This window comes from Arthrobacter sp. NPDC058097, assembly GCF_042884885.1.
Taxonomy (GTDB): domain Bacteria; phylum Actinomycetota; class Actinomycetes; order Actinomycetales; family Micrococcaceae; genus Arthrobacter.
Window position 1 is genome coordinate 1 of the sequence record NZ_JBHVSZ010000007.1, and the last position, 20582, is coordinate 20582.

General features: G+C 67.1%; 18 protein-coding genes. 8 read left to right on the forward strand and 10 right to left on the reverse strand.

Annotation, left to right across the window (positions count from 1 at the left end):
• Positions 1–72 precede the first annotated feature (72 nt).
• The 4 genes from ACFVTE_RS13010 to ACFVTE_RS13025 form a co-directional block, all read right to left on the reverse strand.
• Positions 73–420, reverse strand: coding sequence for an RNA polymerase-binding protein RbpA (locus ACFVTE_RS13010; RefSeq protein WP_003802221.1), 348 nt, complete (start codon positions 418–420; stop codon positions 73–75).
• Between the two features lie 277 nt (positions 421–697).
• Positions 698–1663 carry an SPFH domain-containing protein gene (locus ACFVTE_RS13015; RefSeq protein ID WP_387100993.1) on the reverse strand — a complete coding sequence of 322 codons (966 nt, stop codon included), beginning with the start codon at positions 1661–1663 and terminating at the stop codon, positions 698–700.
• Positions 1664–1769: 106 nt separating this feature from the next.
• Positions 1770–2231 carry an NfeD family protein gene (locus ACFVTE_RS13020; RefSeq protein WP_387100995.1) on the reverse strand — a complete coding sequence of 154 codons (462 nt, stop codon included), beginning with the start codon at positions 2229–2231 and terminating at the stop codon, positions 1770–1772.
• 121 nt (positions 2232–2352) lie between these two features.
• Entirely contained in the window at positions 2353–3249 is an 897-nt protein-coding gene (locus ACFVTE_RS13025; protein WP_387100997.1) for a methyltransferase domain-containing protein, read from the reverse strand.
• A gap of 73 nt (positions 3250–3322) precedes the next feature.
• On the opposite strand from ACFVTE_RS13025, the gene ACFVTE_RS13030 reads away from it, so the two are divergent.
• Positions 3323–5410 carry a S9 family peptidase gene (locus ACFVTE_RS13030; RefSeq protein ID WP_387100998.1) on the forward strand — a complete coding sequence of 696 codons (2088 nt, stop codon included), beginning with the start codon at positions 3323–3325 and terminating at the stop codon, positions 5408–5410.
• Between the two features lie 10 nt (positions 5411–5420).
• Here ACFVTE_RS13030 and ACFVTE_RS13035 read toward each other — a convergent pair whose 3' ends face one another.
• The 4 genes from ACFVTE_RS13035 to ACFVTE_RS13050 all read right to left on the reverse strand — a co-directional run bounded on the left by ACFVTE_RS13035 (position 5421) and on the right by ACFVTE_RS13050 (position 9252).
• Positions 5421–6110 (reverse strand): peptide deformylase, encoded by a 690-nt coding sequence (locus ACFVTE_RS13035; protein WP_387100999.1) that lies wholly within the window; start codon positions 6108–6110, stop codon positions 5421–5423.
• Between the two features lie 46 nt (positions 6111–6156).
• The gene (locus tag ACFVTE_RS13040; RefSeq protein ID WP_387101001.1) at positions 6157–7290 is read right to left on the reverse strand and encodes an FAD-dependent oxidoreductase; all 1134 of its coding nucleotides are present in this window, start codon (positions 7288–7290) and stop codon (positions 6157–6159) included.
• On the reverse strand, positions 7287–7958 hold the full coding sequence (locus ACFVTE_RS13045) for a class I SAM-dependent methyltransferase (protein ID WP_387101453.1): 672 nt from the start codon (positions 7956–7958) through the stop codon (positions 7287–7289). The genes ACFVTE_RS13040 and ACFVTE_RS13045 overlap by 4 nt, the downstream gene beginning before the upstream one ends.
• A 67-nt stretch (positions 7959–8025) precedes the next feature.
• Positions 8026–9252: a type III polyketide synthase gene (locus tag ACFVTE_RS13050; protein WP_387101003.1), complete on the reverse strand. Its 1227-nt coding sequence runs from the start codon at positions 9250–9252 to the stop codon at positions 8026–8028.
• A gap of 107 nt (positions 9253–9359) precedes the next feature.
• On the opposite strand from ACFVTE_RS13050, the gene ACFVTE_RS13055 reads away from it, so the two are divergent.
• From ACFVTE_RS13055 to ACFVTE_RS13065, 3 genes are all read left to right on the forward strand, one after another.
• Entirely contained in the window at positions 9360–9803 is a 444-nt protein-coding gene (locus ACFVTE_RS13055) for a helix-turn-helix transcriptional regulator (protein WP_387101005.1), read from the forward strand.
• 9 nt (positions 9804–9812) lie between these two features.
• Positions 9813–10223: a VOC family protein gene (locus ACFVTE_RS13060; RefSeq protein ID WP_387101006.1), complete on the forward strand. Its 411-nt coding sequence runs from the start codon at positions 9813–9815 to the stop codon at positions 10221–10223.
• Between the two features lie 186 nt (positions 10224–10409).
• Positions 10410–12800, forward strand: coding sequence for an ATP-binding cassette domain-containing protein (locus ACFVTE_RS13065; RefSeq protein WP_387101007.1), 2391 nt, complete (start codon positions 10410–10412; stop codon positions 12798–12800).
• A gap of 17 nt (positions 12801–12817) precedes the next feature.
• Here the strand turns inward: ACFVTE_RS13065 and ACFVTE_RS13070 are convergent, their stop codons facing one another.
• Complete coding sequence (locus ACFVTE_RS13070) at positions 12818–14050, reverse strand: amidohydrolase family protein (RefSeq protein ID WP_387101009.1); 1233 nt, start codon at positions 14048–14050, stop codon at positions 12818–12820.
• 86 nt (positions 14051–14136) lie between these two features.
• Positions 14137–15438, reverse strand: a complete 1302-nt coding sequence (locus ACFVTE_RS13075; protein WP_387101011.1) for a DUF3100 domain-containing protein — start codon at positions 15436–15438, stop codon at positions 14137–14139.
• A gap of 264 nt (positions 15439–15702) precedes the next feature.
• On the opposite strand from ACFVTE_RS13075, the gene ACFVTE_RS13080 reads away from it, so the two are divergent.
• From ACFVTE_RS13080 to ACFVTE_RS13095, 4 genes are all read left to right on the forward strand, one after another.
• Positions 15703–17190: a chlorohydrolase family protein gene (locus tag ACFVTE_RS13080; RefSeq protein WP_387101013.1), complete on the forward strand. Its 1488-nt coding sequence runs from the start codon at positions 15703–15705 to the stop codon at positions 17188–17190.
• Positions 17191–17339: 149 nt separating this feature from the next.
• Entirely contained in the window at positions 17340–18677 is a 1338-nt protein-coding gene (locus ACFVTE_RS13085) for an amidohydrolase family protein (RefSeq protein ID WP_387101015.1), read from the forward strand.
• 71 nt (positions 18678–18748) lie between these two features.
• The gene (locus tag ACFVTE_RS13090) at positions 18749–19735 is read left to right on the forward strand and encodes an ornithine cyclodeaminase family protein (protein ID WP_387101017.1); all 987 of its coding nucleotides are present in this window, start codon (positions 18749–18751) and stop codon (positions 19733–19735) included.
• A 41-nt stretch (positions 19736–19776) separates the two neighbouring features.
• Entirely contained in the window at positions 19777–20445 is a 669-nt protein-coding gene (locus tag ACFVTE_RS13095) for a GntR family transcriptional regulator (RefSeq protein WP_387101019.1), read from the forward strand.
• The last annotated feature ends 137 nt before the right edge of the window (positions 20446–20582 follow it).

Genomic DNA, 20582 nt, shown 5'->3' on the forward strand with positions numbered 1-20582 from the left:
GGCCCCGCCGCCTCGCTGCATGCAGCGGGGCCGGCCCTTTTGGTTGTGGCGGCTGCCAGTGGCTAGCAGCCCTTAGGCAGAACGCCGTTCGCCGCGACGCTCGCGCAGAATGGTGAGGCGGTCTTCGAGGATCTGCTCCAGCTCAGGAAGCGAGCGGCGCTCAAGCAGCATGTCCCAGTGCGTGCGCACTGCCTTCTCGTTGCTGGTGTCCGGGCGTTCGCCATCAACGAGCAGCGCTTCCTTGCCGGTCTTGGAAACCCAGACAGGGGGAATTTCGGCTTCGGAGGAAAAGGTTACAAAAACCTGTTCGCCATCCTCGCACCGGTACTCAACCCGCTGACGCGGAGCCGGCTCCACGCCGGATTCGGTCTCCATGCTTTGGGCGCCAAGACGCATGCCTCGCAGGCTGCGATCGCTCATGATTTCTCCCTCTAATCGGTTCGCGGAGCGGACCCCGCGCTAGCCGGAAGCCCTGATAAGGGTGCCTCCGGACTACGGTGTGGTTCACGTAGCATCACTAGGTGAAACGCTTCGCCAAGCATTGTTGTTCCGCACGGACTGATCCGGCCGGACAAATATCCCATTATACGGATTCCGAAGGGCTGCAGCAATCCGAACCGGCGCAGCAATCCGGCGCGTGCAAAGCAAACGGGAGGCAGGCCGTTGCGGCCTGCCTCCCGTTGCTCACCATAAAGCGCTACGCCTGGGTCCGGGCCGGTGCCTCGCCGGGCTGGCCACCGTCCTGGCTGCCGAACAGGTCGCCGGAACGGGGATCGGCGTTGGTTCCGCCGAGCGCGCTGCCGATGCCCTTCAGCGCCTCGCCGACTTCGCTGGGGATGATCCACAGCTTGTTGGCGGAGCCGTCGGCGAGCTTCGGCAGGGTCTGCAGGTACTGGTAGGCCAGCAGCTTCTGGTCCGGGTTGCCCTTGTGGATGGCGTCGAAGACTTTCTGGATGGCCTGCGCCTCACCGTCTGCACGAAGGATGGCCGCCTTCGCGTCACCCTCGGCCTTGAGGATGGCGGCCTGCCGCTGCCCTTCTGCCGTCAGGATCGCGGACTGCTTGGTTCCCTCGGCGGTCAGAATGGCGGCACGGCGGTCACGTTCTGCCCGCATCTGCTTTTCCATCGAATCCTGGATGGAGTGCGGCGGGTCGATGGCCTTCAGCTCCACCCGGGAGACGCGGATGCCCCAGCGGCCGGTGGCTTCATCCAGGACGCCGCGCAACTGGCCGTTGATCTGGTCGCGGGAGGTGAGCGCCTCCTCGAGGTTCAGGCCGCCCACCACGTTACGCAGGGTGGTGGTGGTCAGCTGCTCCACGGCCTGGATGTAGTTGGCGATCTCGTAAGTGGCCGCACGCGGGTCGGTGACCTGGAAGTAGACCACCGTATCGATGGACACCACGAGGTTGTCCTCGGTGATCACGGGCTGCGGCGGGAAGGACACCACCTGCTCGCGCAGGTCCAGCAGCGGCAGGAGCCGGTCAACGAAGGGGATGAGGAGAGTCAGGCCGGGATTGAGTGTCCGCTGGTACTTTCCCAGCCGTTCCACGACGCCGGCCCGGGCCTGCGGCACTATCCGCACCGAGCGGACCAGCACGATGATGACAAAAATAATCAGGACCACCATCACGAACGTGAGGGCGACTCCTCCTGGGCTATCCATACTTCTCCTTTGTCCCCAACTTTCAGTGAAGCTCTAACCTGGCGAAAAACTCGCCGCAATCTGCTGCTCCGCCGCGGCGGGAGCAGAAACCAATGGGGGAGAACGCCTACTGGACGGCGGTCTCAGCCTGTGGTGAGACGACCGCCGTCGCGCCTTCAATGGCCGAGACGATCACGCGCTGGCCTTCGGCCAGGACGCCGGACTGCGAGCGGGCGCTCCAGATGTCGCCGCCGATCTTCACCCGTCCGCCCGTGGCCGTGACTGCCTCAAGAACAAGCGCTGATTCACCGATCAGGCGGTCGATGTTGGTGCGCTGTTCGGGGGGTCCCTTGTGCAGGTGCTTGAGGGTCACCGGGCGGACGAAGGCGATCATGAGCAGCGAGACGACGCAGAACACGACGATCTCCAGCCACAGGTCGGCGCCGGCGAAGTCGGCCACCAGGCCGGCCAGGGCGCCTCCGCCCAGCATGATGAAAAACAGGTCAAGGGTCAGCATCTCCACGGCGGCGAACACCAGGAAGAGGGTGAGCCACAGTGCCCACCAGTTTTGGCCAAGCCATTCAAACATCGCGTTCCCCCTTGATCCCGAGGGCTGCGGGGCAGACCCTCAGTAACTTTCTTTCATCGTAGACCGAAGCGGGAGCGCCCGGCAGGGGAATGGCGGGCCGCGCAGGAACGTGGCCAAGCCGTTATGGAGCGCGGTTTTCCGAGGGCACGAAGATGCTGATCCGGAACCGAGCGGACACTTCGGTGGTTGGCGGAAGGCCGGCCAGCCGCTCGCCAAGTGCGGCGCGGTCCGTGTGGTGGCCGGCGGGGCCCATGAGCGCAATGTCGGCCACGTCCTCGGGGGAAAGCGACAGGTGAACATCGATGTCCTGCGTCGACAGCGGGGAGAAGCGGCCTGCGAGCGCCTCGGCCAGGCGCTCGTCCTTGGCGGGGTCGATGCCCAGCATCCCGGCCTGGCTGGCGATCTCCCCGAGGTGGCCGGCGCGTGGCGTCACCACGATGAGCCGGCCTGAGGGTTTGAGGACGCGGGCGAACTCGGCAGCGTTGCGGGGCGCGAACACCACGGTGACGACGTCGACGGCGGCGTCGGGCAGGGGCAGCGGCTGCCAGACGTCCCCCACCAGGTTGATGGCTTCCGGATTGAGTCTGGCGGCGCGGCGCAGCGCGAACTTGGAGATGTCCAGGCCCACGGCGGCCACCCCGTCCGCGCCGTCCGCATGTTTGCTCTCCAGATAGTCAAGGATCGCCCGCAAGTAGTGCCCGGTTCCCGTGCCCGAGTCAAGGACCGTTGGGGCGGGGCCGTTCAGCGCCGGTGCGGCTGCCCGTGCCAACGCGTCGGCCAGGGGCCGGTAGTGGCCGGCGTCTAGAAAGGCCGTCCTGGCCGCGACCATCTCCGCGGTGTCCGGTTCGAAGGCGGTCCCCTTGCCCACCAGCATGTTGAAGTAACCCTGCCGGGCGGCATCGAAGCTGTGCCGCTCCCGGCACGCCAGCGCACGCACCCGCCCGGTGGCGCCGTCGTGGACTGCCTCGAGATCCTGGCGGCAGACGGGGCAGAGGAGGACGGGGAGGCGCGAAAGCATGAGTTCAATCCTAGGGCAGGTGTTCTGCGCGCTGCCGTTCCGTGCCCTGGCCCGACCCGCTAGGCTCACGAGGGTGAAGCCTGAACATCTGCCGCTGCTCAACTCCGTTTCCGCCCCTGCCGCCCACCCTGACGGCACCCGGGCCGTGGTGTCCGTCGTCCGGCCGGACTTTGACGCCGACTCCTACGTCGGCCAGCTGTGGAACGTCCCCCGGGACCCGGAGAAGCTTCCCCGCCGCGTGACCCGGGGCTTCCGGGACACCGCGCCGGCCTTTTCACCTGACGGCCGGGTGCTTGCGTTTCTCCGCGCTGCCCCGGGCGGCAAGCCGCAGCTCCACGTGGTGGAGGCCGCGGGCGGGGAACCGCAGGCCCTGACCGACAGAAAGATGGGCGTCACCTCCTTCGCCTGGTCGCCGGACTCCAGCCGCATCGTCTTCGGATCCCGGGAACCGGCTTCGGGCCGCTACGGATCGCTCGACGGCGTGGGATCCGGAGCCGAGGACGCGCGGCTGATCACGGACTACAAATACAGAATGAACGGCGTGGGATACACCCGCGACAAGCCGCTGCAGCTTTTCCTGCTCGACGTTCCGGAGCTGGGCGGGGAACCCTGGGTCAAGCCAGTGGGCCGCGCCGCCAAGCGGAGCGGCAGCGGGAAGGGCCAGGGCGATACCGACAGTGATATTCCGGACGAGTCCGGCGAGGAATCCGGCGGGTTCCCGGCGGCGCGCCAGCTCACGACGTCCGCAACCGACCACGCCGGCGCCACCTTCAGCAACGACGGCACTGCCGTCTACTTCGTGGCCGCCCTCCACGAGGATGCCGACCAGGATTTGGTGTCCGGCATCTACCGCGTACCGGCCGACGGCGGCACGCCGGTTTTGGTGCCGGTCCCCAACCTGGGTGCCCAGACCGTTTCCGATGTCCGGGAGTCGGCCGACGGGCGCTGGCTGTTCTTCACGGGCCAGGACCTGGGCAGCACCCGCCAGGACTTCGTTGCCAAGAACACGGTCCTGTACGTCATGCCCGCCGCGGGCGGCGACGCCACAGCCCTGAGCGATGCGGAGACCATGGATGTCGAGGCGCCCGGTGCCACCATCGGCCTCCGCGGCGTGGACAGTGCGCTGGTGCTCAACAACGCACAGGGAACGGTGGAACTCCTCGAATTCAGCGCCACAGGAGACCACTCCCTCCTCGTGCATGGCGACCGAGTGGTCGGCGGTGCCGGGGACGCTGCGGGCACAGTGTTCCTTAGCTACAGCGACGCCGCCTCGGCAGGTGACGTGGGTGTCCTCGAAGACGGCCAGCTCCGGCTGCTCACCGACTTCTCGGCCGCGCTGCGGACCGAGGCAGGCATCATCGAACCGCAGGAACTGACGTTCTCCGCCCCCGACGGCTACCCGGTCCACGGCTGGCTGGTTCTTCCGCCGGGCAAGGGCCCGCACCCGGTGCTGCTGAACATCCACGGCGGACCGTTCGCGCAGTACACCACGGCGTTCTTCGATGAAGCACAGGTATATGCCGCGGCCGGATATGCCGTTCTGATGTGCAATCCCCGTGGCTCGGCCGGTTACGGCCAGGCCCACGGACGGAGCATCAAGGAGCGGATGGGCACGGTGGACATGCAGGACGTGCTCGCGTTCCTGGAGGGAAGCCTCGAGAAGTTCTCCTCCCTGGACGCCGGGGCCCTCGGAATCATGGGCGGCTCCTATGGCGGTTACCTCACGGCATGGACCATCAGCCAGAACCACCGGTTCCGGGCGGCCATCGTGGAGCGCGGTTTCCTGGACCCCGTCAGCTTCACGGGCTCGTCGGACATCGGCTGGTTCTTCGGCGGCGAATATGTTGGCTCGGCGGCCGAACAGGTGGCCGCCCAGAGTCCGATGGCAACCGTGGCCGCCGTGCGGACGCCCACGCTGGTGATCCACAGCGAGGATGACCTGCGCTGCCCGGTGGAACAGGGCCAGCGCTACTTCACCGCCCTCAAGCAGCAGGGCGTCGACTCGGCGTTCCTCGTGTTCCCGGGCGAGGACCACGAGCTGTCACGCTCGGGCACGCCGCATCACCGGCGGCAGCGGTTCGAACACATCCTGGCCTGGTGGGCGAAGTACCTGCCGACGGACAGCAACCGTGGCGACTCTGCTGAAACCGGGTCTGCCTGATCCGCTTCGCTCAATCCGTTTCGGTTTCCCGGCCCGCCGGGCTGCCGGCGGGGAAGCCGAGTTCCCGGCTGGCGGTAGCGATGCCCGGTTCGGCCCAGCGTGCGGCGTATTCGCTGTTGGTGCTGAGCGACCGGAGCTCGGCCCGGTCGATGTAGAGCCGGCCGTGGAGGTGGTCGGTCTCGTGCTGCACGATCCGCGCCTGCCAGCCGCTGAAGTCCTTGGCGACCTGCCCGCCGTCGGGCGTTACATACTCCAGCCGCACGCTTTCGGGACGCTCCACCACGGCCTGCAGCCCGGACAGCGAGAGGCAGCCTTCGAAGAAGGCGGCCGTGCCGTTGCCCAGGCGGGAGTACGACGGGTTCAGCATCGCGAAAAACTCCAGCGGCACCCTGCCCCGGGCCGCGGCCGTAACCTCGTCGATCTCAAACTGGTCCTCAAGGACGGCCAGCTGCAGCGGAATGCCGAGCTGCGGAGCGGCCAGGCCGACGCCGGGCGCCGCGTGCATGACCTGCCGCATCAGGACGATCAGCCGGCTGAGTTCATCGGGTTCCAGCTGGCCCTCGAAGGGAGCCGCGTGCTGCCGCAGCACCGGGTGCCCGGCCTGAACGATGGGCGGCAGTGCCTCCAAGGCCAGCAATTCCTGCACTGTTTCCCTGATCCGGGCGGGGCTGTAGGTCGTTGGTGGCGATGCGTGGGTCATGGGGACAGCCTAGTGCCGTGCAGTGCCGCGTCACTGCGGTGCCGCGTCATTGCATGGTGAAACGCCGGGCCACCAGGGCGTTGAAAGCCGGTATGGCCGCGACGCGGGCGATCGCGGCGTTCCGGGGCCGCAGCAGGCCGTCCGGCAGGGGCCTGCCAAGTGCCATGTTCACCTCAGCCTGGCGTTTGGCGGCCGCTGCCGCCCGCCGCCGGTTCGCATCGAAACCCCGCAGCGCCGCAGCGGACGGCCCACCGCGCACGACGGCGAGAATCGCCGGCAGCAGCGCCTCTGCATCCAGCCAGCCAAGGTTCATTCCCTGACCGCCGATGGGGCTGATCTCGTGCGCCGCATCGCCGATCAGCGCCGTCCGGCCCGAGACCATGCGCGCGGCCAGCCGCGAACGGACACTGAAGCTGCTAAGCATGGTGTTCGCACCGGCGTCCAGTGCCATGCGGGTTCTGCAGGCAACGAGGCTCGCCAGCTGCTCCGCGTCGGGGCATGCCGGCGGTTTCCCCAGCCGGACCACCCAGCGGCGGACGCCGCCTGGAAGCGGGAAGGACTCCACAATGCCCTCGCTTTCCAGGAACAGCGCGGCATCGCTGCCGAAGGGGCTGGATTCGGGGAAGTCACCCATCAGATAGTGGTCCGGATACAGTTTCTCCGGCGCCGGGACCCGCAGGAGCGTCCGCATTGTCGAGTAGGCGCCGTCGGCGCCCACCGCGAAACCGGCGGAGTGGCTGGCGGTGCGCCCGCCAGTGGTGACATTGAGCGTGACCCTGCCCCCGTCGTCGTTCATTCCAGTGACCTGGGCGTTCCGGAGCAGCGCACCGCCGTCCAGCTCCCGAAGCCTCCGCTCCAGCACCTCCTCAGTCACGGGCTGGGGCACGGCCAGGACGAACGGATACCGGTCGGAGACCGGAGCGAACGGCATGCGGGCAATCTTCCGGCCGTGGCTGACAGCGAACCCCTGGCGTATCGGTACGCCGCGGCCAATCAGCTCCCGGGCTACGCCGATGCGGTCCAGGGCGGCGAGCGCCGGCGGATGGATGCCGATGGCCCGGGTGTGGGCGTTCCGGCGGGTCCTTCGTTCCAGGACCCGGACGGCGACGCCGTGCTGCAGGAGCAGCGAACCGAGGAAGAGTCCCACCGGCCCGCCGCCCACGATCAGCACATCGGTCATGCCGGGCGCTGCCGGTAAGTATCGTGCCGCCGGTACGTGAGCAGGCAGTGGAAGGGGGCGTGCGGTTCCACGGTCCAGCCGGCGGGGACCACGGCGGCCAGTTCCGGGACGGTGTAGCTGCGCCTGATGGAGGTCAGCCCGTCCCCGCGGATATAGGAGCCGGTGAGCGGCAGGGCCCCGGCGCTAAACAGGGCATAGGCCGCCGCACTCCGGCTGAGGTCGTTGTGCAGGGCCAGGCTGCGGGCAAGCCGGGCGGAGTCGTCCAGGAACGCCTGCAGCTCCGCTGTGGTCAGGTGGTGCAGCACATGGTTGGAAATGACGACGTCGTACCGCTTGCCCTCCGCAAGCAGGTCACCGCTGCCCGCCTGGCGGAACTCAACGCCGGGTATGGGTTTGCGGGCCGCAGCGAAGCGGAAGGCCCGTTCATCCGGGTCCACCCCCGTCACGTGGAGCGGGACCCCGTCCCTGGCGGCCCAGCGGGCGAGCATTACGGCCAGGTCCCCGCCGCCGCAGCCGACGTCCAGCAGGGTGGCCTGACCGGAGCCGGCCGCCAGTGGGCGCACCCTGGTGCGGTACAGCCGGTGCCAGCCGGAGACCACGCGGTTGACCAGCGCGAACTGTTTGTAGGTGCGGTGCAGCCGGTCCGGATCGCAGTCCGCCCGGTCCATCTCCTCGACGGCGTCCGTGTCCCGCCGGCCGAGGACGCCTGGGCCCGTTCCCGGGATTCTCACCGGATCAGGCCACGGACGGCTCGGCGTCACCGGAAAGTGTGTCACCGGAAAGCGTGTCCCCGGAAAGGGTCCCGCCCGCCATGGCATCAGCGTCATTCGCCCGCTGCCTCACTTTGGTGAACAGCCCGGTTTCCACCGTCAGGCCCGGGCCGAAGGCCATGGAGCAGATGCGTTCGTCCCCCTCCTGCGGCGGAAGATCCAGGATGTGTTTGAGGACGAAGAGCACGGTGGCGCTGCTCATGTTGCCGTAGTTCCGCAGCGTTTCGCGGGCCGGACGCAGCTGCACGTCGGTGAGATCCAGCCGGGACTGGACCTTGTCCAGGATGCTGCGGCCGCCCGGGTGGATGGCCCAGTGGGTGATGTCGCGGTAGGCGAGGTCCCGCAGGGAGTGGTCGCGGGCCAGCAGCGGCTCGAGCGCGCCCACGATGTGGTCGTCGATGATGTGCGGCACATAGTTGCCGAGCACCATCTCGAAACCTTCATCGCCGATGTTCCAGGCCATCGAGTCCTCGCCCACGGGAGTCAGGACCGTTTCGAAGTGGTCCAGTTGGAGCAGCGGCGGGGAGGGCAGGTCCTCGCGGGCTGTCACGACGGCGGCCGCCGCGCCGTCCGCAAACAGCGCGGATCCCATGATCGTGTCGGGATCGTTGGAGGTCCGGACGTGCAGGGAGCACAGTTCGGCGCACACCACCAGAACAACGGCCGCAGGGTCCGCCTCGCAGAACGATTTGGCCGCGCGGAGCGCCGGGAAGGCCGCGTAGCAACCCATGAAGCCCAGGTGGTAGCGCTGCGCCGCAGGGTCGAGGCCGAGCGCGCGGACAATTTTGTAGTCCGGTCCGGGGTTGAAAAAGCCTGTGCAGGAGACGGTGATGAGGTGGGTGACGTCCAGCGGGTCAATGCCGTCGCACTTGGAGACGGCCGCATCTGCCGCCTCGATGAAAAGCTTCGTTGCCTCCTCGGCGAAGAGGTTGTTGCGTGCTTTGGTGCTGGGGCTCCGCAGCAGGCCGGTCTGCGGATCAAAAAACTGGGGATTTTCGGCGGTGGAGTCCAGGGTCAGTTCGCGGACCGCCGTGTACCGGGTGTCGATGGCGGCCGAATCGAAGCACGTGGACACGAGCCGTGAGCCAAGGCGGGTCAGCCCCGGCTGGGCGGCGAACACATCACGGGCCTCATGCTGGATGAGGATAGTCGGCGGAACTGCAGTTTCGAGAGCTCTCACATAGACCGTCATTCGTTCATTCTTAACGAGTGCGCACGGTTAAGACAATGGATTGGACTGGCCGCAAACAGACATCTCCGGACTGGACAACCCGGTCAGGAGGTAGCACCATCACGACTGTGACCAGCAAACCCGCAGCAGAACAGCGCCTGGACGATCTGGCGCGGCTGCGCCGCGTCCGGGACCGCATGGACAGGGAGTACGCCCAGCCGCTCGACGTCGAGGCACTTGCCCGTGGCGTCAACATGTCAGCCGGGCACCTCAGCCGGCAGTTCCGGGAAGCCTATGGAGAGCCGCCGTACGCCTACCTGATGACGCGGCGGATCGAGCGGGCGATGGCCCTGCTGCGGCGCGGCGACCTCAGCGTCACAGACGTGTGTTTCGCCGTCGGCTGCTCCTCCCTGGGGACCTTCAGCACCCGCTTCACCGAGCTGGTCGGCATGCCGCCCAGCGCGTACCGGGCACAGGCCGCGGGCGAGACAGCAGGGATGCCGTCATGCGTGGTGAAACAGGTGAGCAGACCGGTCAGGAATCGAGAAGCGGTCCCGTCCGGCCGTACCTAGACTGGCGGCATGAACCTCACCATTCACTACACTTTCCTTCCACACAACGACGCCGACGCCTCCCTGGCGTTCTACCGCGACACCCTCGGATTCGAGCTCCGCAACGATGTGGGGTACGGCGGGATGCGCTGGCTCACCGTCGGCCCGCCCGACCAGCCCGGCACCTCCGTGGTCCTGGAGCCGCCGGCTGCCGATCCCGGCATCACCGACGACGAGCGGCGCACCATCACCGAGATGATGGCCAAGGGCACCTACGCGCGGCTGGTGCTCGGCACTCCGGACCTGGACGGCACCTTCGACAAGGTGCAGGCCAGCGGGGCCGAGGTGGTCCAGGAGCCCACCGACCAGCCGTACGGGGTCCGCGACTGCGCCTTCCGCGACCCGGCGGGCAACCTGATCCGCATCAACGAGGTCCGCTAGGTACTTTCCGTTCACCACCGGCGGGCGCAGCAGCTGCGCCCGCCGCTTCTTGTGCGGCTTACGAACACCGCTCCCGCGGTTGCTGTTGCCGCAGCTGTTGCCGCGGCCGCGCCGACGAACAAGAATCAGACATGGTGCACGAAGCCCGCGGGCGCAGCCCACCGCCGCTGAACAGATGGAGAGACGATGACCACTACGACGAGGACGGACACGCAGCCATCCGGACTGCACACCGCCGACGGCCATGACCTGATCCGTGTGCAGGGCGCGCGCGTGAACAACCTCAAGGATGTCAGCGTCGAGATCCCCAAGCGCCGCCTCACCGTTTTCACGGGTGTCTCCGGCTCCGGCAAGAGCTCCCTCGTGTTCGGCACGATCGCCGCGGAGTCGCAGCGGATGATCAACGAGACGTACAGCGCGTTCGTACAGGGGTTCATGCCGACCCTGTCGCGGCCCGAGGTCGATATGCTGGAGGGCCTGACCACTGCCATCATCGTGGACCAGGAGCGGATGGGGGCCAATCCGCGCTCCACCGTGGGCACCGCGACCGACGCCAACGCGATGCTGCGCATCCTTTTCAGCCGGCTCGCCCAGCCCCACATCGGCTCGCCCAACGCCTACTCCTTCAACATCCCAACGGTGAAGGCCAGCGGCGCAATCACGGTTGAGCGCGGCAACAAGACGAAGGCGGAGAAGGCAACCTTCAACCGGCTGGGCGGCATGTGCCCCCGCTGCGAGGGCATGGGCAACGTCAGCGACTTCGACCTCACTGCACTGTATGACGACAGCAAGTCGCTCAGCGAGGGCGCCCTGACCATCCCGGGCTACAGCATGGACGGCTGGTACGGCCGGATCTTCAGCGGGGCCGGCTTCAACATGGACAAGCCGATCAACAAGTACACCAAGAAGGAACTCCACGACCTCCTCTACAAGGAGCCGACGAAGATCAAGGTCGAGGGCATCAACCTGACCTACGAGGGCATCATCAACAAGATCCAGAAGTCGATGCTGTCCAAGGACGTGGACGCTCTGCAGCCCCACGTCCGCGCCTTCGTGGAGCGGGCCATCACCTTCACCACGTGTCCCGACTGCGGCGGCACCCGGCTCAGCCAGGAAGCACTGTCATCGAAGATCAAAGGCAAGAACATCGCGGACGTCTGCAGCATGCAGATCACCGACCTGGCGGACTGGATTCGGGGCCTGGACGAGCCGTCCGTGGCCCCGCTGCTGGCCGGGCTGCAGCACCTTTTGGACTCATTCGCCGAAATCGGCCTGGGCTACCTCTCGCTGGACCGGCCGTCGGGCACCCTGTCCGGCGGCGAGTCGCAGCGCACCAAGATGATCCGCCACCTGGGCTCATCCCTCACGGACGTCACCTACGTCTTCGACGAGCCCACCATCGGCCTGCACCCGCATGACATCGAGCGGATGAACTCCCTCCTGCTCCAGCTGCGCGACAAGGGCAACACGGTGCTGGTCGTCGAGCACAAGCCGGAGAGCATCGCCATCGCCGACCACATCGTCGACCTTGGGCCGGGCGCCGGCACCGGGGGCGGCACCGTCTGTTTCGAGGGCACGGTGGACGGGCTGCGGGGGAGTGACACCATCACCGGCCGGCACCTCGATGACCGGGCCCGGATCAAGGAGTCGGTGCGTTCCGCCTCCGGCGCGCTGGAGATCCGCGGCGCGTCGACGAACAACCTCAAGAACGTCGACGCCGACATCCCGCTCGGCGTGCTCTGCGTCCTCACCGGCGTGGCCGGTTCGGGGAAGAGCTCGCTCATCCACGGATCGGTCGCCAAGCGCGACGGCATGGTGGTGATCGACCAGTCCGGCATCAGGGGTTCCCGGCGTAGCAACCCGGCCACGTACACGGGGCTGCTCGAGCCGATCCGCAAGGCTTTTGCCAAGGCCAACGGCGTGAAGCCCGCGTTGTTCAGCTCCAACTCCGAGGGCGCCTGCCCCACGTGCAACGGCGCCGGCGTCATCTACACGGACCTGGGCGTCATGGCCACGGTCGAAACCACCTGCGAGGAATGCGACGGCAAGCGCTTCCAGGCGGCGGTGCTGGACTTCACGCTCGGCGGCCGGAACATCGCCGAGGTGCTGGCGATGTCGGTGGCGGAGGCCGAGGAGTTCTTTGAGGACGGCGATGCGCGCACGCCGGCTGCCCACAAGATCCTTGACCGGCTGGCCGACGTCGGGCTTGGTTACCTGACCCTCGGCCAGCCGCTCACCACGCTGTCCGGCGGTGAGCGGCAGCGGCTCAAGCTGGCCGCGCAGATGGCCGAGAAGGGCGATGTCTACATCCTGGACGAACCGACCACCGGCCTGCACCTTGCCGACGTCCAGAACCTGCTGGGCCTGCTCGACCGGCTCGTCGACTCAGGCAAGTCGGTGATCGTCATCGAGCACCACCAGGCGGTCATGGCGCATGCCGACTGGATCATCGACCTCGGACCAGGTGCAGGGCACGACGGCGGCAGGATCGTTTTCGAGGGATCGCCGGCAGATCTTGTGGCCGGCCGTTCAACGCTGACCGGCGAGCACCTGGCGGCGTACGTCGGCGCCAGCTGACACACGCTCCGGTCGAGCTAGGCCGCCGGGCCCGGCAGGACCGACAGCCCGTTGGCGACAACGCGGCCCTCGTGGATGACGGTGCGGTCAGCGCCCCGGTCCATGACGGTGCTCGTGACGGTTTCGCCGTCGACCAGGACGATGTCTGCTGGGTCCCCGACCGCCAGGCCGGGCCGGTCGTCGGGGCTCCTGAGGCGCCGGACGCTCCGGTCCATGATGGAGGCACCCCCAACGGTGGCAATCGCGGCACAGTGCTCGATCAGCCGGTCCTTGCGCAGCCGGTGCGTGAAGGCCAGCTGCCAGGTGCGGTCGAGCATGTCGCAGTTGCCGTACGGGCTCCAATAGTCCCGCTGGCCGTCCTCGCCCAGCCCAACCCGGATCCCGGCGTCGGTCATCTGGGCCAGGTCAAACTGGGTGCCTCCGCTTGCGGGGGCGACGGTCGCCCAGGCGATGTCCAGCTCGGACAGCTGCTCCAGGAGCCGCGCGGTCACGTCCGGATGGATGTTGGCCAGGTCGTAGGCGTGGGACAGCGACACGCGCCCCTCCATCCCCAGTGCCCTGGTGCGTTCAAAGATGAGTTCGGCGCTGAAAACGCCGAGGTGACCGGGCTCGTGCAGGTGGATGTCGACGTCGACCCCGTACTTTTCTGCCAGGCCGAAAACGATGTCCAGGTGGCGGACGGGATCCCGGTCCAGCTGGCAGGGATCAATGCCGCCGATGGTCGTGGCGCCTGCCCGGAGTGCGTCCTCAAGGAGCGGGACTGTGCCGTCTTCAAGCAGGAGTCCGGCCTGGGGAAATGCCATGATCTCCACTGTCGCGGCGCGGGCGAAGCGTTCCCTGGCAGCCATGACCGCCTCGAAGCGCTCCAGTTTGCAGTCGACGTCGATCTGGGCGTAGGAGCGGACGCGTGTGGTGCCCCGCGCAATCATCCGTTCCAGCGTTCCCGCCACCACCTCCGGGTAGGGGATGGGGGTATCGCGCCAGTTTTCCCGGTCGTTGCACATCATGTTCCACACGCCGGGCGCGCCGGTGTGTTCCCGGAACGGCAGCCCAATCCGGGTCGAATCGAGATGGACGTGCACGTCGGTGAAGGCAGGAATGGCGATCCGGCGGCGCCCATCCACTGACTCGACGGGAGTCCCGGCACTGACGGCTGCGGTCCCCGCGGGGTGGAGTGCGGCTATCCGACCCCCGCGGATCTCGATGTCCACGGCGGCCCCGCCCCACGGACGGACATTGGTGATGAGCATGGTTCCTTCCTTTCGACCGGCTGGGATACAGCTGACAGTGGAGAGGTACGGGTGCCGGCTGGCTCGTCCCTCGACAGCAGCATCTTCTAGAAGTTCAACGCAACCTGGGCGATGCCCGCCGCGGCGACGAAGCTCGCCGTGAAGGTTATCAGCGCAACGATGACGATCTTCCAACTGAGTGAACGCAGCGCCTTGACGTCCCGGCCAAGCGACATGCCGATCAAGGCAATCATGGGCAGGCCGGCAAAGAGGACGCTGACGTTCTGCGTGGCGGAGGCGATGAACGGGCCGACGGGCACGAATGTCGCTGAGGCAAGGGTGGCAAGGGCCAGGACCCAGATGCTCGACGGGACGGCCGGAACGAGTTTTGCAAGAACAAGTGCGACGGCGGTGAGGGTGAGAAGGATGACCACGCCGACGGCATCCAGGGGCCGTGCTGAACCGGTGCCGAGGGCATTCAGCAGCAAGCCGGCCGAGCCGGTCGCCGCAAACGCGGTGAGCCACGTCCAGTGCGTCCGGACAACAGTTGGGTCTTGTTCGACGCCGGTGACATCCACGGAGTCCGTCCTGGGTTCCCCTTCCACGGCGGCTACGGCCGGCCCTGTACGGCGGACACGGCGGCCGAGGTCGTCACGTCCCCAGACGCGGGACCACATTGCGTACAGCTTCTGGCACATCGGAAGCGCCACGAACACCCCTGCGTAGAAGCCCACGATGTTGGTGACGAGGTTGGAGAGGGCGGCCAGGGCCATGATTTCCCCTGCCGACTCCGGAAACAGGATGGACAGCGCGCCGACGCCGCCGAGCATCATGGAGGCCGACCCGAGCCCGAGACCCAATGCGAGGGCCCGCGGATCCAGGAAGCCCATTCCACCGAGCAGGCCGGCCAGGAGGGAAATAAAGACGGCACCGAAGACGCTGCCCAGCACCCACACGCCGAACACCCCGCGGTACTCCGGGGAACGGACCCCGAAGCGCTGAATGGCGAAGGCAAGATAGGACTCCCGGTCGATGGACCAGGTGGCGCCGATTGCTGTGCGGCCCAGGCCCAGCGCAACGGCCACCGGCAGGGCCAGGACCACCGTCCCTGCTACGTGGCCGACCTCCTGGAGGAGGATCGCGGGGCCAATGTTGGTGAACTTCGTCAGTGACGGGCCGATTTGAGTGCCGAGACCTGCCAGGAAGAAGACAATCGATACGTCCATCAGGTGCGTGGATACCGCGCGTGCCCGTCCGCCGATCGGCTTCCACTTCTGAACGCCAAGGAATCCGCCGATGAGCACGGTCCACAGGATGGGCATCAGGACGATGGCCGCCGGACCAACGTGGAACTTGTGCGTGCCGATCATGATGGCCAGGGCGCACACGACGGTGGAGGTTCCAATCATTGCCACCCATACGGCGGGACGGGCACGGAATGAACGCTGCGGGACTGCGTCCAGTAAGGCTGGCAAGGAGCCGGATGTGGTCTTCGCTTCATTGCGCATGACACAGGCCTTTCAAGGGAGTCAGTGGGGGATAACCGGGACCGGGTTCGAGTGAGGCTCGACCCGTTCGGTATACCAAATGACTGTATACTCGCTCCTAGTGAGAGGCAAGTCACATCCCCGCCAAAGCGGGGGGAATCCCCACATCTGTACAAGGAGTCACACATGTACACGAAAATCTCGGCCCGGTACGTCCTGGGGTCAGACGGAAAACAGCACACGCTCATCGAGGACGGGGATGTTGTCTTCCGTGGCGACCTGATCGTCTTCGTGGGACGCAACTACAGCGGACCCGTGGACGAGGAACGCGACTACGGGCAAAGCCTGATCATGCCTGGCCTGATCGACCTTGATGCACTTGCAGACATAGACCACCTCATTCTGGACTCGTGGGCGTCGCCCGACGTTGCGGCCGGCCACCTGTGGTCGGAGGACTACTTTGCCAACCGCCGCAGGGACGTGTTCACCCGGGCGGAGCGGGGCAAGGTCCGGCAGTTCGCACTCGCGCAGCTCGCCCTGCACGGGATCACGACCTACATGCCGATCGCCTCCGAGATCCACAGCTCCTGGGCCGAGAGCCTGGATGAACTCGTGGACATGACAGAGACTAGCCGGCGCATCGGACTTCGCGGGTACCTCGGTCCGGCTTACCGGTCCGGGGTCCATGTCACCACTGCCGACGGAACCCGCTCCGTCCGCTTCAACGAATCTGAAGGGCTCGCCGGCCTGCATGACGCCGAGAAATTCCTGGACTACGCCGACAGCCTTGCGGACCCGCTTGTCACCGGAGTTCTGCTGCCGTGCCGCATAGAGACACTGTCGGAGCACCTCATGCGGGAAACGGCCCGCATCGCCCGCGAACGGGACGTGATCATCCGTCTTCATTGCCTCCAGTCACCGCTCGAGGACGGTCTCCTGCAGCAATCTGCCGGGCGCGAAGTCCTGGAACTCCTTGAATCCACGGGGCTTTTTGGCACCCGCCTGCTCATTCCGCACGCCGTGGTGGTCAACGGCAAGGACCCCAGCGCACCGGCTCCAGGAGGGCCGCTGGATCTGCTCGCCAGGCACAACGTCAGCATCGTGCACTGCCCGCTGACGTCCTTCCGCTACCAGAAGCAGCTTGTCTCGTTCGACCGATTTCGGGCGGCCGGGGTTAATCTTTGCCTCGGCACGGACTCCTTCCCTCCGGATCTTGTGCGGGGGATGGACGTCGGCACGCACCTGGCCAGGATGGTTGAGGGTCGGCCCGACGCCGGTAAGCTCGCCGATTACTTCGCTGCCGCGACCTGCGGGGGCGCGCAGGCCCTCGGACGGGCCGACCTGGGGCGGCTTGCCCCGGGCATGCAGGCTGACATCACAGTCGCCTCGCTGGGACACTTCGGGGACGGCGTCGTCGAAGACCCCCTGCGCACACTGGTGCTCAACGGCACGGCGCGCCAGGTGACAGATACCTTCGTAGCGGGACGTCCCGTCGTCGTTGGCGGAAGCCTGCCCGGCGTGGACCTTAATGCCCTGCGCGCCGAGGGGCAGCGGCTGTTCGACAGGATGCGGGCAGCCTATTCAGAGCGGGACCACCGCCTCCGCGAACCGGACCAGCTGTTCCCACCTGCCTATCAGCAGGCCCCGGTGCCATCGCCGGCCGCAGCCCGGTAGATCACCCCTCTTGTTTTGGTATACCAAAAGCTGTATGGTGGGGTCATTCGATTCCTGCTGCACCTCCCGGCGAAGGCCTGCACTTCCCCTGACCTGACTTACTCACGAGGCCCGTCCCGCGGCAGGGCCAACCACTTTTGGAGACCACCATGTGCCTGCACGACCACACCCCTGAAGCCCCGCCTGCAACCGCTGTCCCGCGCCGGGGCATCCTTGCCGGGGCGGCGGCGCTGGCCGGAATTTCAATGGCGAGCCTTGCCGCCCAACTCGGAAGCGCCCCCGCAGCACGGGCGGCAGACCACGCAGCAAGCGCCACCCGCCGGGACCGCCCTGTTTCACCTCCGCCAATGATCATCGAGGGTGGCACCATCGTGGACCCCAAGACCGGCCACGTGGTGGAAGACGGCGTCCTCGTCCTGGAAGGAGGCCGGGTCAGCGCCGTCGGCAACCGTAATGAAACACGGCGTGCCGTCGCTGCTCTTGGCGGCAGGGCCCACACGGTGGATGCGTCCGGCCGCTGGGTCCTTCCCGGCCTCATCGACGTGCACGTACATGCCAATGCGCTATCCGATGCGGCCGCCATCCTGCAGGGCGGGGCGACGAGCGTCCGGAGCGGTTCGACGAGCTTCTACCAGGACGTCGCCCTCGCTGCCCTGCCTGAGTGGGCGGCTGGCGCGTCACCCCGGATGAGCCCCGCTGGCCTGTTCATTTCGCCCGAGCTGGGGGACTCGCTCCTGGCGGACCCGGACCTTGGGCCGCTTGCATCCCTCCGAGGGGGAGTGACCGAACCTGCCGACCTCGCCTACCTCGCGCGGGTCAACCTGAAACGCGGCGCCAAGGTGATCAAGACCCGGGCCAATCCGCGGGCCGGCCTGCCGGAGCAGGATCCGCGGGAACTCGTGTACAACTTCGAGCAGCTGTCCGCGGTGGTCAAGGCCGCGGGGAAGGCAGGCGTCCTCTGCCACGCCTACAGTGCTGAGGGGATCGACGGTGCCGTGCGGGCCGGCGTGCGCAGCATCGAACACGGCGTCTTCGTCTCCGAGGCGACAATCTCCCGGATGGCCAGCCAGGGGACGTACTTCACACCTACCCTGGACGCCATCACTGGCATGTCCGGCTCCTCCGACCCCATCCTCGCAGCGCGGGGCCGGGAATACACGCCCATCATCAAGGCCGCCGTGCGGGCAGCCCACGAGGCCGGCGTGACGGTCGTGGCGGGCACCGACTCCTTCGGCTCCGAGGTGACTCCGATCGGCACCGAGGTGCGCCTGCTTGTTGAGGCGGGGCTCTCACCGCTGGAGGCCCTGAGGGCGGCAACGGTCAATGCCGCCGCCCTGCTCGGCTGGAGCGGCGATGCCGGACGCCTTGTCCGCGGCGCCTATGCAGATGCCGTCGTGGTGAACGCTGATCCGCTGAGCAGTGCCTCGGCACTGGAGCAGATCAGTGTCGTGGTGGCACAGGGAGTCCTTGTGCGGAACGACCGCTGACCGGCCAGCCACCTCCGGACCCCGGCGCTGTCCCTCGCGCTCTATCCGCCCTCCAGTCGAGAAAGCCACCCATGACCCTGATCCTTACGGCCTCCGAGCTGCAGTCGCTGGCCGACATGCCCGGGACGATCACCGCCGTCGAAGGCGTCTTTGCCGGTCTCAGCCGGGGCACCGCCGTCCAGCCGACGCCCGATTCACTCCGCCTGCCGACCTCCGATGCCAGGTTCCTGCCGATGGCGGCGCTGTCCGGCGCCGACGGGCTCGCATCCGTAAAGCTGCTGGCGGACATCCCCTGCAATGGTGCGGCCAACCTGCCCACGCAGCGGTCCACCATCATGCTCGTGTCCCAGCTGACCGGCGAAACCCTGGCCATCCTGGACGGCAAAGTCCCCACCAGGGTCCGCACAGCCGCCGCCAGTGCTGTCGCCACGAAACTCCTCGCGCGGCGAGCCAGCACCACCTTGGGACTGGTGGGGGCCGGGGCCCTGGCCGTGGCACACCTGGAAGCCATGCTGGCAGTGAGGCCGATTGAAAATGTCCTGGTGTGGTCGCGCTCGGCAGACACCGTCGCTGCCTTCTGCCACGAAACTGCACGATACGGGCTCAACATCACGCGGGCCGCCAGCGTTCGGGAAGTCGTGGAAGGCGCCGATGTGCTGTGCACCCTCACTCCGGCGGTGGAGCCGCTGGTCAAGGGGGAGTGGTTCCGGCCGGGACTTCACGTCAACGCCGTCGGCTCCCGGCCCCGGCCGGACCATCGGGAAATTGATTCGGCCGGCATGGCGCGGGCGCGCGTTTTTGTGGACAGCCTCGCCACAGCGAAGGCCAAATCCGGCGGGCTCATCATACCCGTGACCGAAGGGGCAATGGACTTTGAGGACGTCGCAGGGGAGCTGGGTGACGTGGCGGCGGGGATAAAAGCAGGGCGCATGGGAGATCAGGACGTAACCTTGTTCAACTCGGTGGGTATAGGTCTGCAGGATCTGGCCATCGGCCGGCTCCTGTATGACGCTGCCCTGACCGAGGGAATCGGCACCCACGTGGAGCTGAATAACTGAGACGCGCGGCTGCATGACGCCGGCAACAACGGGAGGCATCAATGACAGTCCAGGCGGAATCCCCCGGATCCTCGGCGGAGACTACCCGGGCGCGGATCCGCGAGCTGATCATCTCAGGGGACTTCGCCCCGGGATCGCGGCTCCGGGAACGTGAGCTGTCCCAGTCCCTTGACGTATCCCGGGTCCCCGTCCGCGAGGCCCTCCAGCAGCTGGAAGCCGAAGGTTTCATCGATACCTCCCCCCGGCGCGGTGCCACGGTTAAGCAGATCACCCTGCGGGACGTCAACGAACTTTTCGATGTACGCCTGAGCCTGGAAGTCCTCGCCGCGCGCCTCGCGGCCCAGGCCGCCGCCCGCGGAGAGCCGTCGTTGCATCTGCGCCTGGTGATGGACCGGGCAGAAGAAGCAACCCGGCAACAGGATGAGGCGCAGATTCCGCTGCTGAACACGGCACTGCATGCAGAAATCGTTTCGATGGGAGGCAACACGTTGCTGGAGTACTCCATGAAGCCTCTGCTGGGCAGGATGCAGTGGCTGTTCACCCTCACCGGTCACCGCGATCCGCAGGTACAGTGCGCGGAGCACCTCAGCCTTTGCCAGGCCATCTACGACGGAAAGGCCGAACTCGCGGCAGCGCTGGCCTTTGCCCATGTTGAGCTCGGCCGCGCGCCCTCGCTCCAGAGGCTGGCCGGGCACCTGCCTGAAGGTTGAGCCGGCGCCGGGGAGGGACGCCATTTCCCCGAAGATCTGACATTATGTCAAGTTAAATGTGCAGAGCCCCTGGGAGCGGGGCCCAACTCCAGGGGCGGCGGCCAGCGGAGTGCACGCGGATCAGTGGCCGTCAGGGT

What these genes read in the sequence shown, in the direction of transcription:
- ACFVTE_RS13060 (WP_387101006.1), top strand. Translation starts at nt 9,813, where the DNA reads ATGAACCTCACCATTCACTACACTTTCCTTCCACACAACGACGCCGAC.
- ACFVTE_RS13035 (WP_387100999.1), bottom strand. Translation starts at nt 6,110, where the DNA reads ATGACCCACGCATCGCCACCAACGACCTACAGCCCCGCCCGGATCAGG.
- ACFVTE_RS13090 (WP_387101017.1), top strand. Translation starts at nt 18,749, where the DNA reads ATGACCCTGATCCTTACGGCCTCCGAGCTGCAGTCGCTGGCCGACATG.
- ACFVTE_RS13045 (WP_387101453.1), bottom strand. Translation starts at nt 7,958, where the DNA reads ATGGACCGGGCGGACTGCGATCCGGACCGGCTGCACCGCACCTACAAA.
- ACFVTE_RS13025 (WP_387100997.1), bottom strand. Translation starts at nt 3,249, where the DNA reads ATGCTTTCGCGCCTCCCCGTCCTCCTCTGCCCCGTCTGCCGCCAGGAT.
- ACFVTE_RS13080 (WP_387101013.1), top strand. Translation starts at nt 15,703, where the DNA reads ATGTACACGAAAATCTCGGCCCGGTACGTCCTGGGGTCAGACGGAAAA.
- ACFVTE_RS13095 (WP_387101019.1), top strand. Translation starts at nt 19,777, where the DNA reads ATGACAGTCCAGGCGGAATCCCCCGGATCCTCGGCGGAGACTACCCGG.
- ACFVTE_RS13075 (WP_387101011.1), bottom strand. Translation starts at nt 15,438, where the DNA reads ATGATTGGAACCTCCACCGTCGTGTGCGCCCTGGCCATCATGATCGGC.
- ACFVTE_RS13040 (WP_387101001.1), bottom strand. Translation starts at nt 7,290, where the DNA reads ATGACCGATGTGCTGATCGTGGGCGGCGGGCCGGTGGGACTCTTCCTC.
- ACFVTE_RS13065 (WP_387101007.1), top strand. Translation starts at nt 10,410, where the DNA reads ATGACCACTACGACGAGGACGGACACGCAGCCATCCGGACTGCACACC.
- ACFVTE_RS13015 (WP_387100993.1), bottom strand. Translation starts at nt 1,663, where the DNA reads ATGGATAGCCCAGGAGGAGTCGCCCTCACGTTCGTGATGGTGGTCCTG.
- ACFVTE_RS13050 (WP_387101003.1), bottom strand. Translation starts at nt 9,252, where the DNA reads ATGACGGTCTATGTGAGAGCTCTCGAAACTGCAGTTCCGCCGACTATC.
- ACFVTE_RS13085 (WP_387101015.1), top strand. Translation starts at nt 17,340, where the DNA reads ATGTGCCTGCACGACCACACCCCTGAAGCCCCGCCTGCAACCGCTGTC.
- ACFVTE_RS13070 (WP_387101009.1), bottom strand. Translation starts at nt 14,050, where the DNA reads ATGCTCATCACCAATGTCCGTCCGTGGGGCGGGGCCGCCGTGGACATC.
- ACFVTE_RS13020 (WP_387100995.1), bottom strand. Translation starts at nt 2,231, where the DNA reads ATGTTTGAATGGCTTGGCCAAAACTGGTGGGCACTGTGGCTCACCCTC.
- ACFVTE_RS13010 (WP_003802221.1), bottom strand. Translation starts at nt 420, where the DNA reads ATGAGCGATCGCAGCCTGCGAGGCATGCGTCTTGGCGCCCAAAGCATG.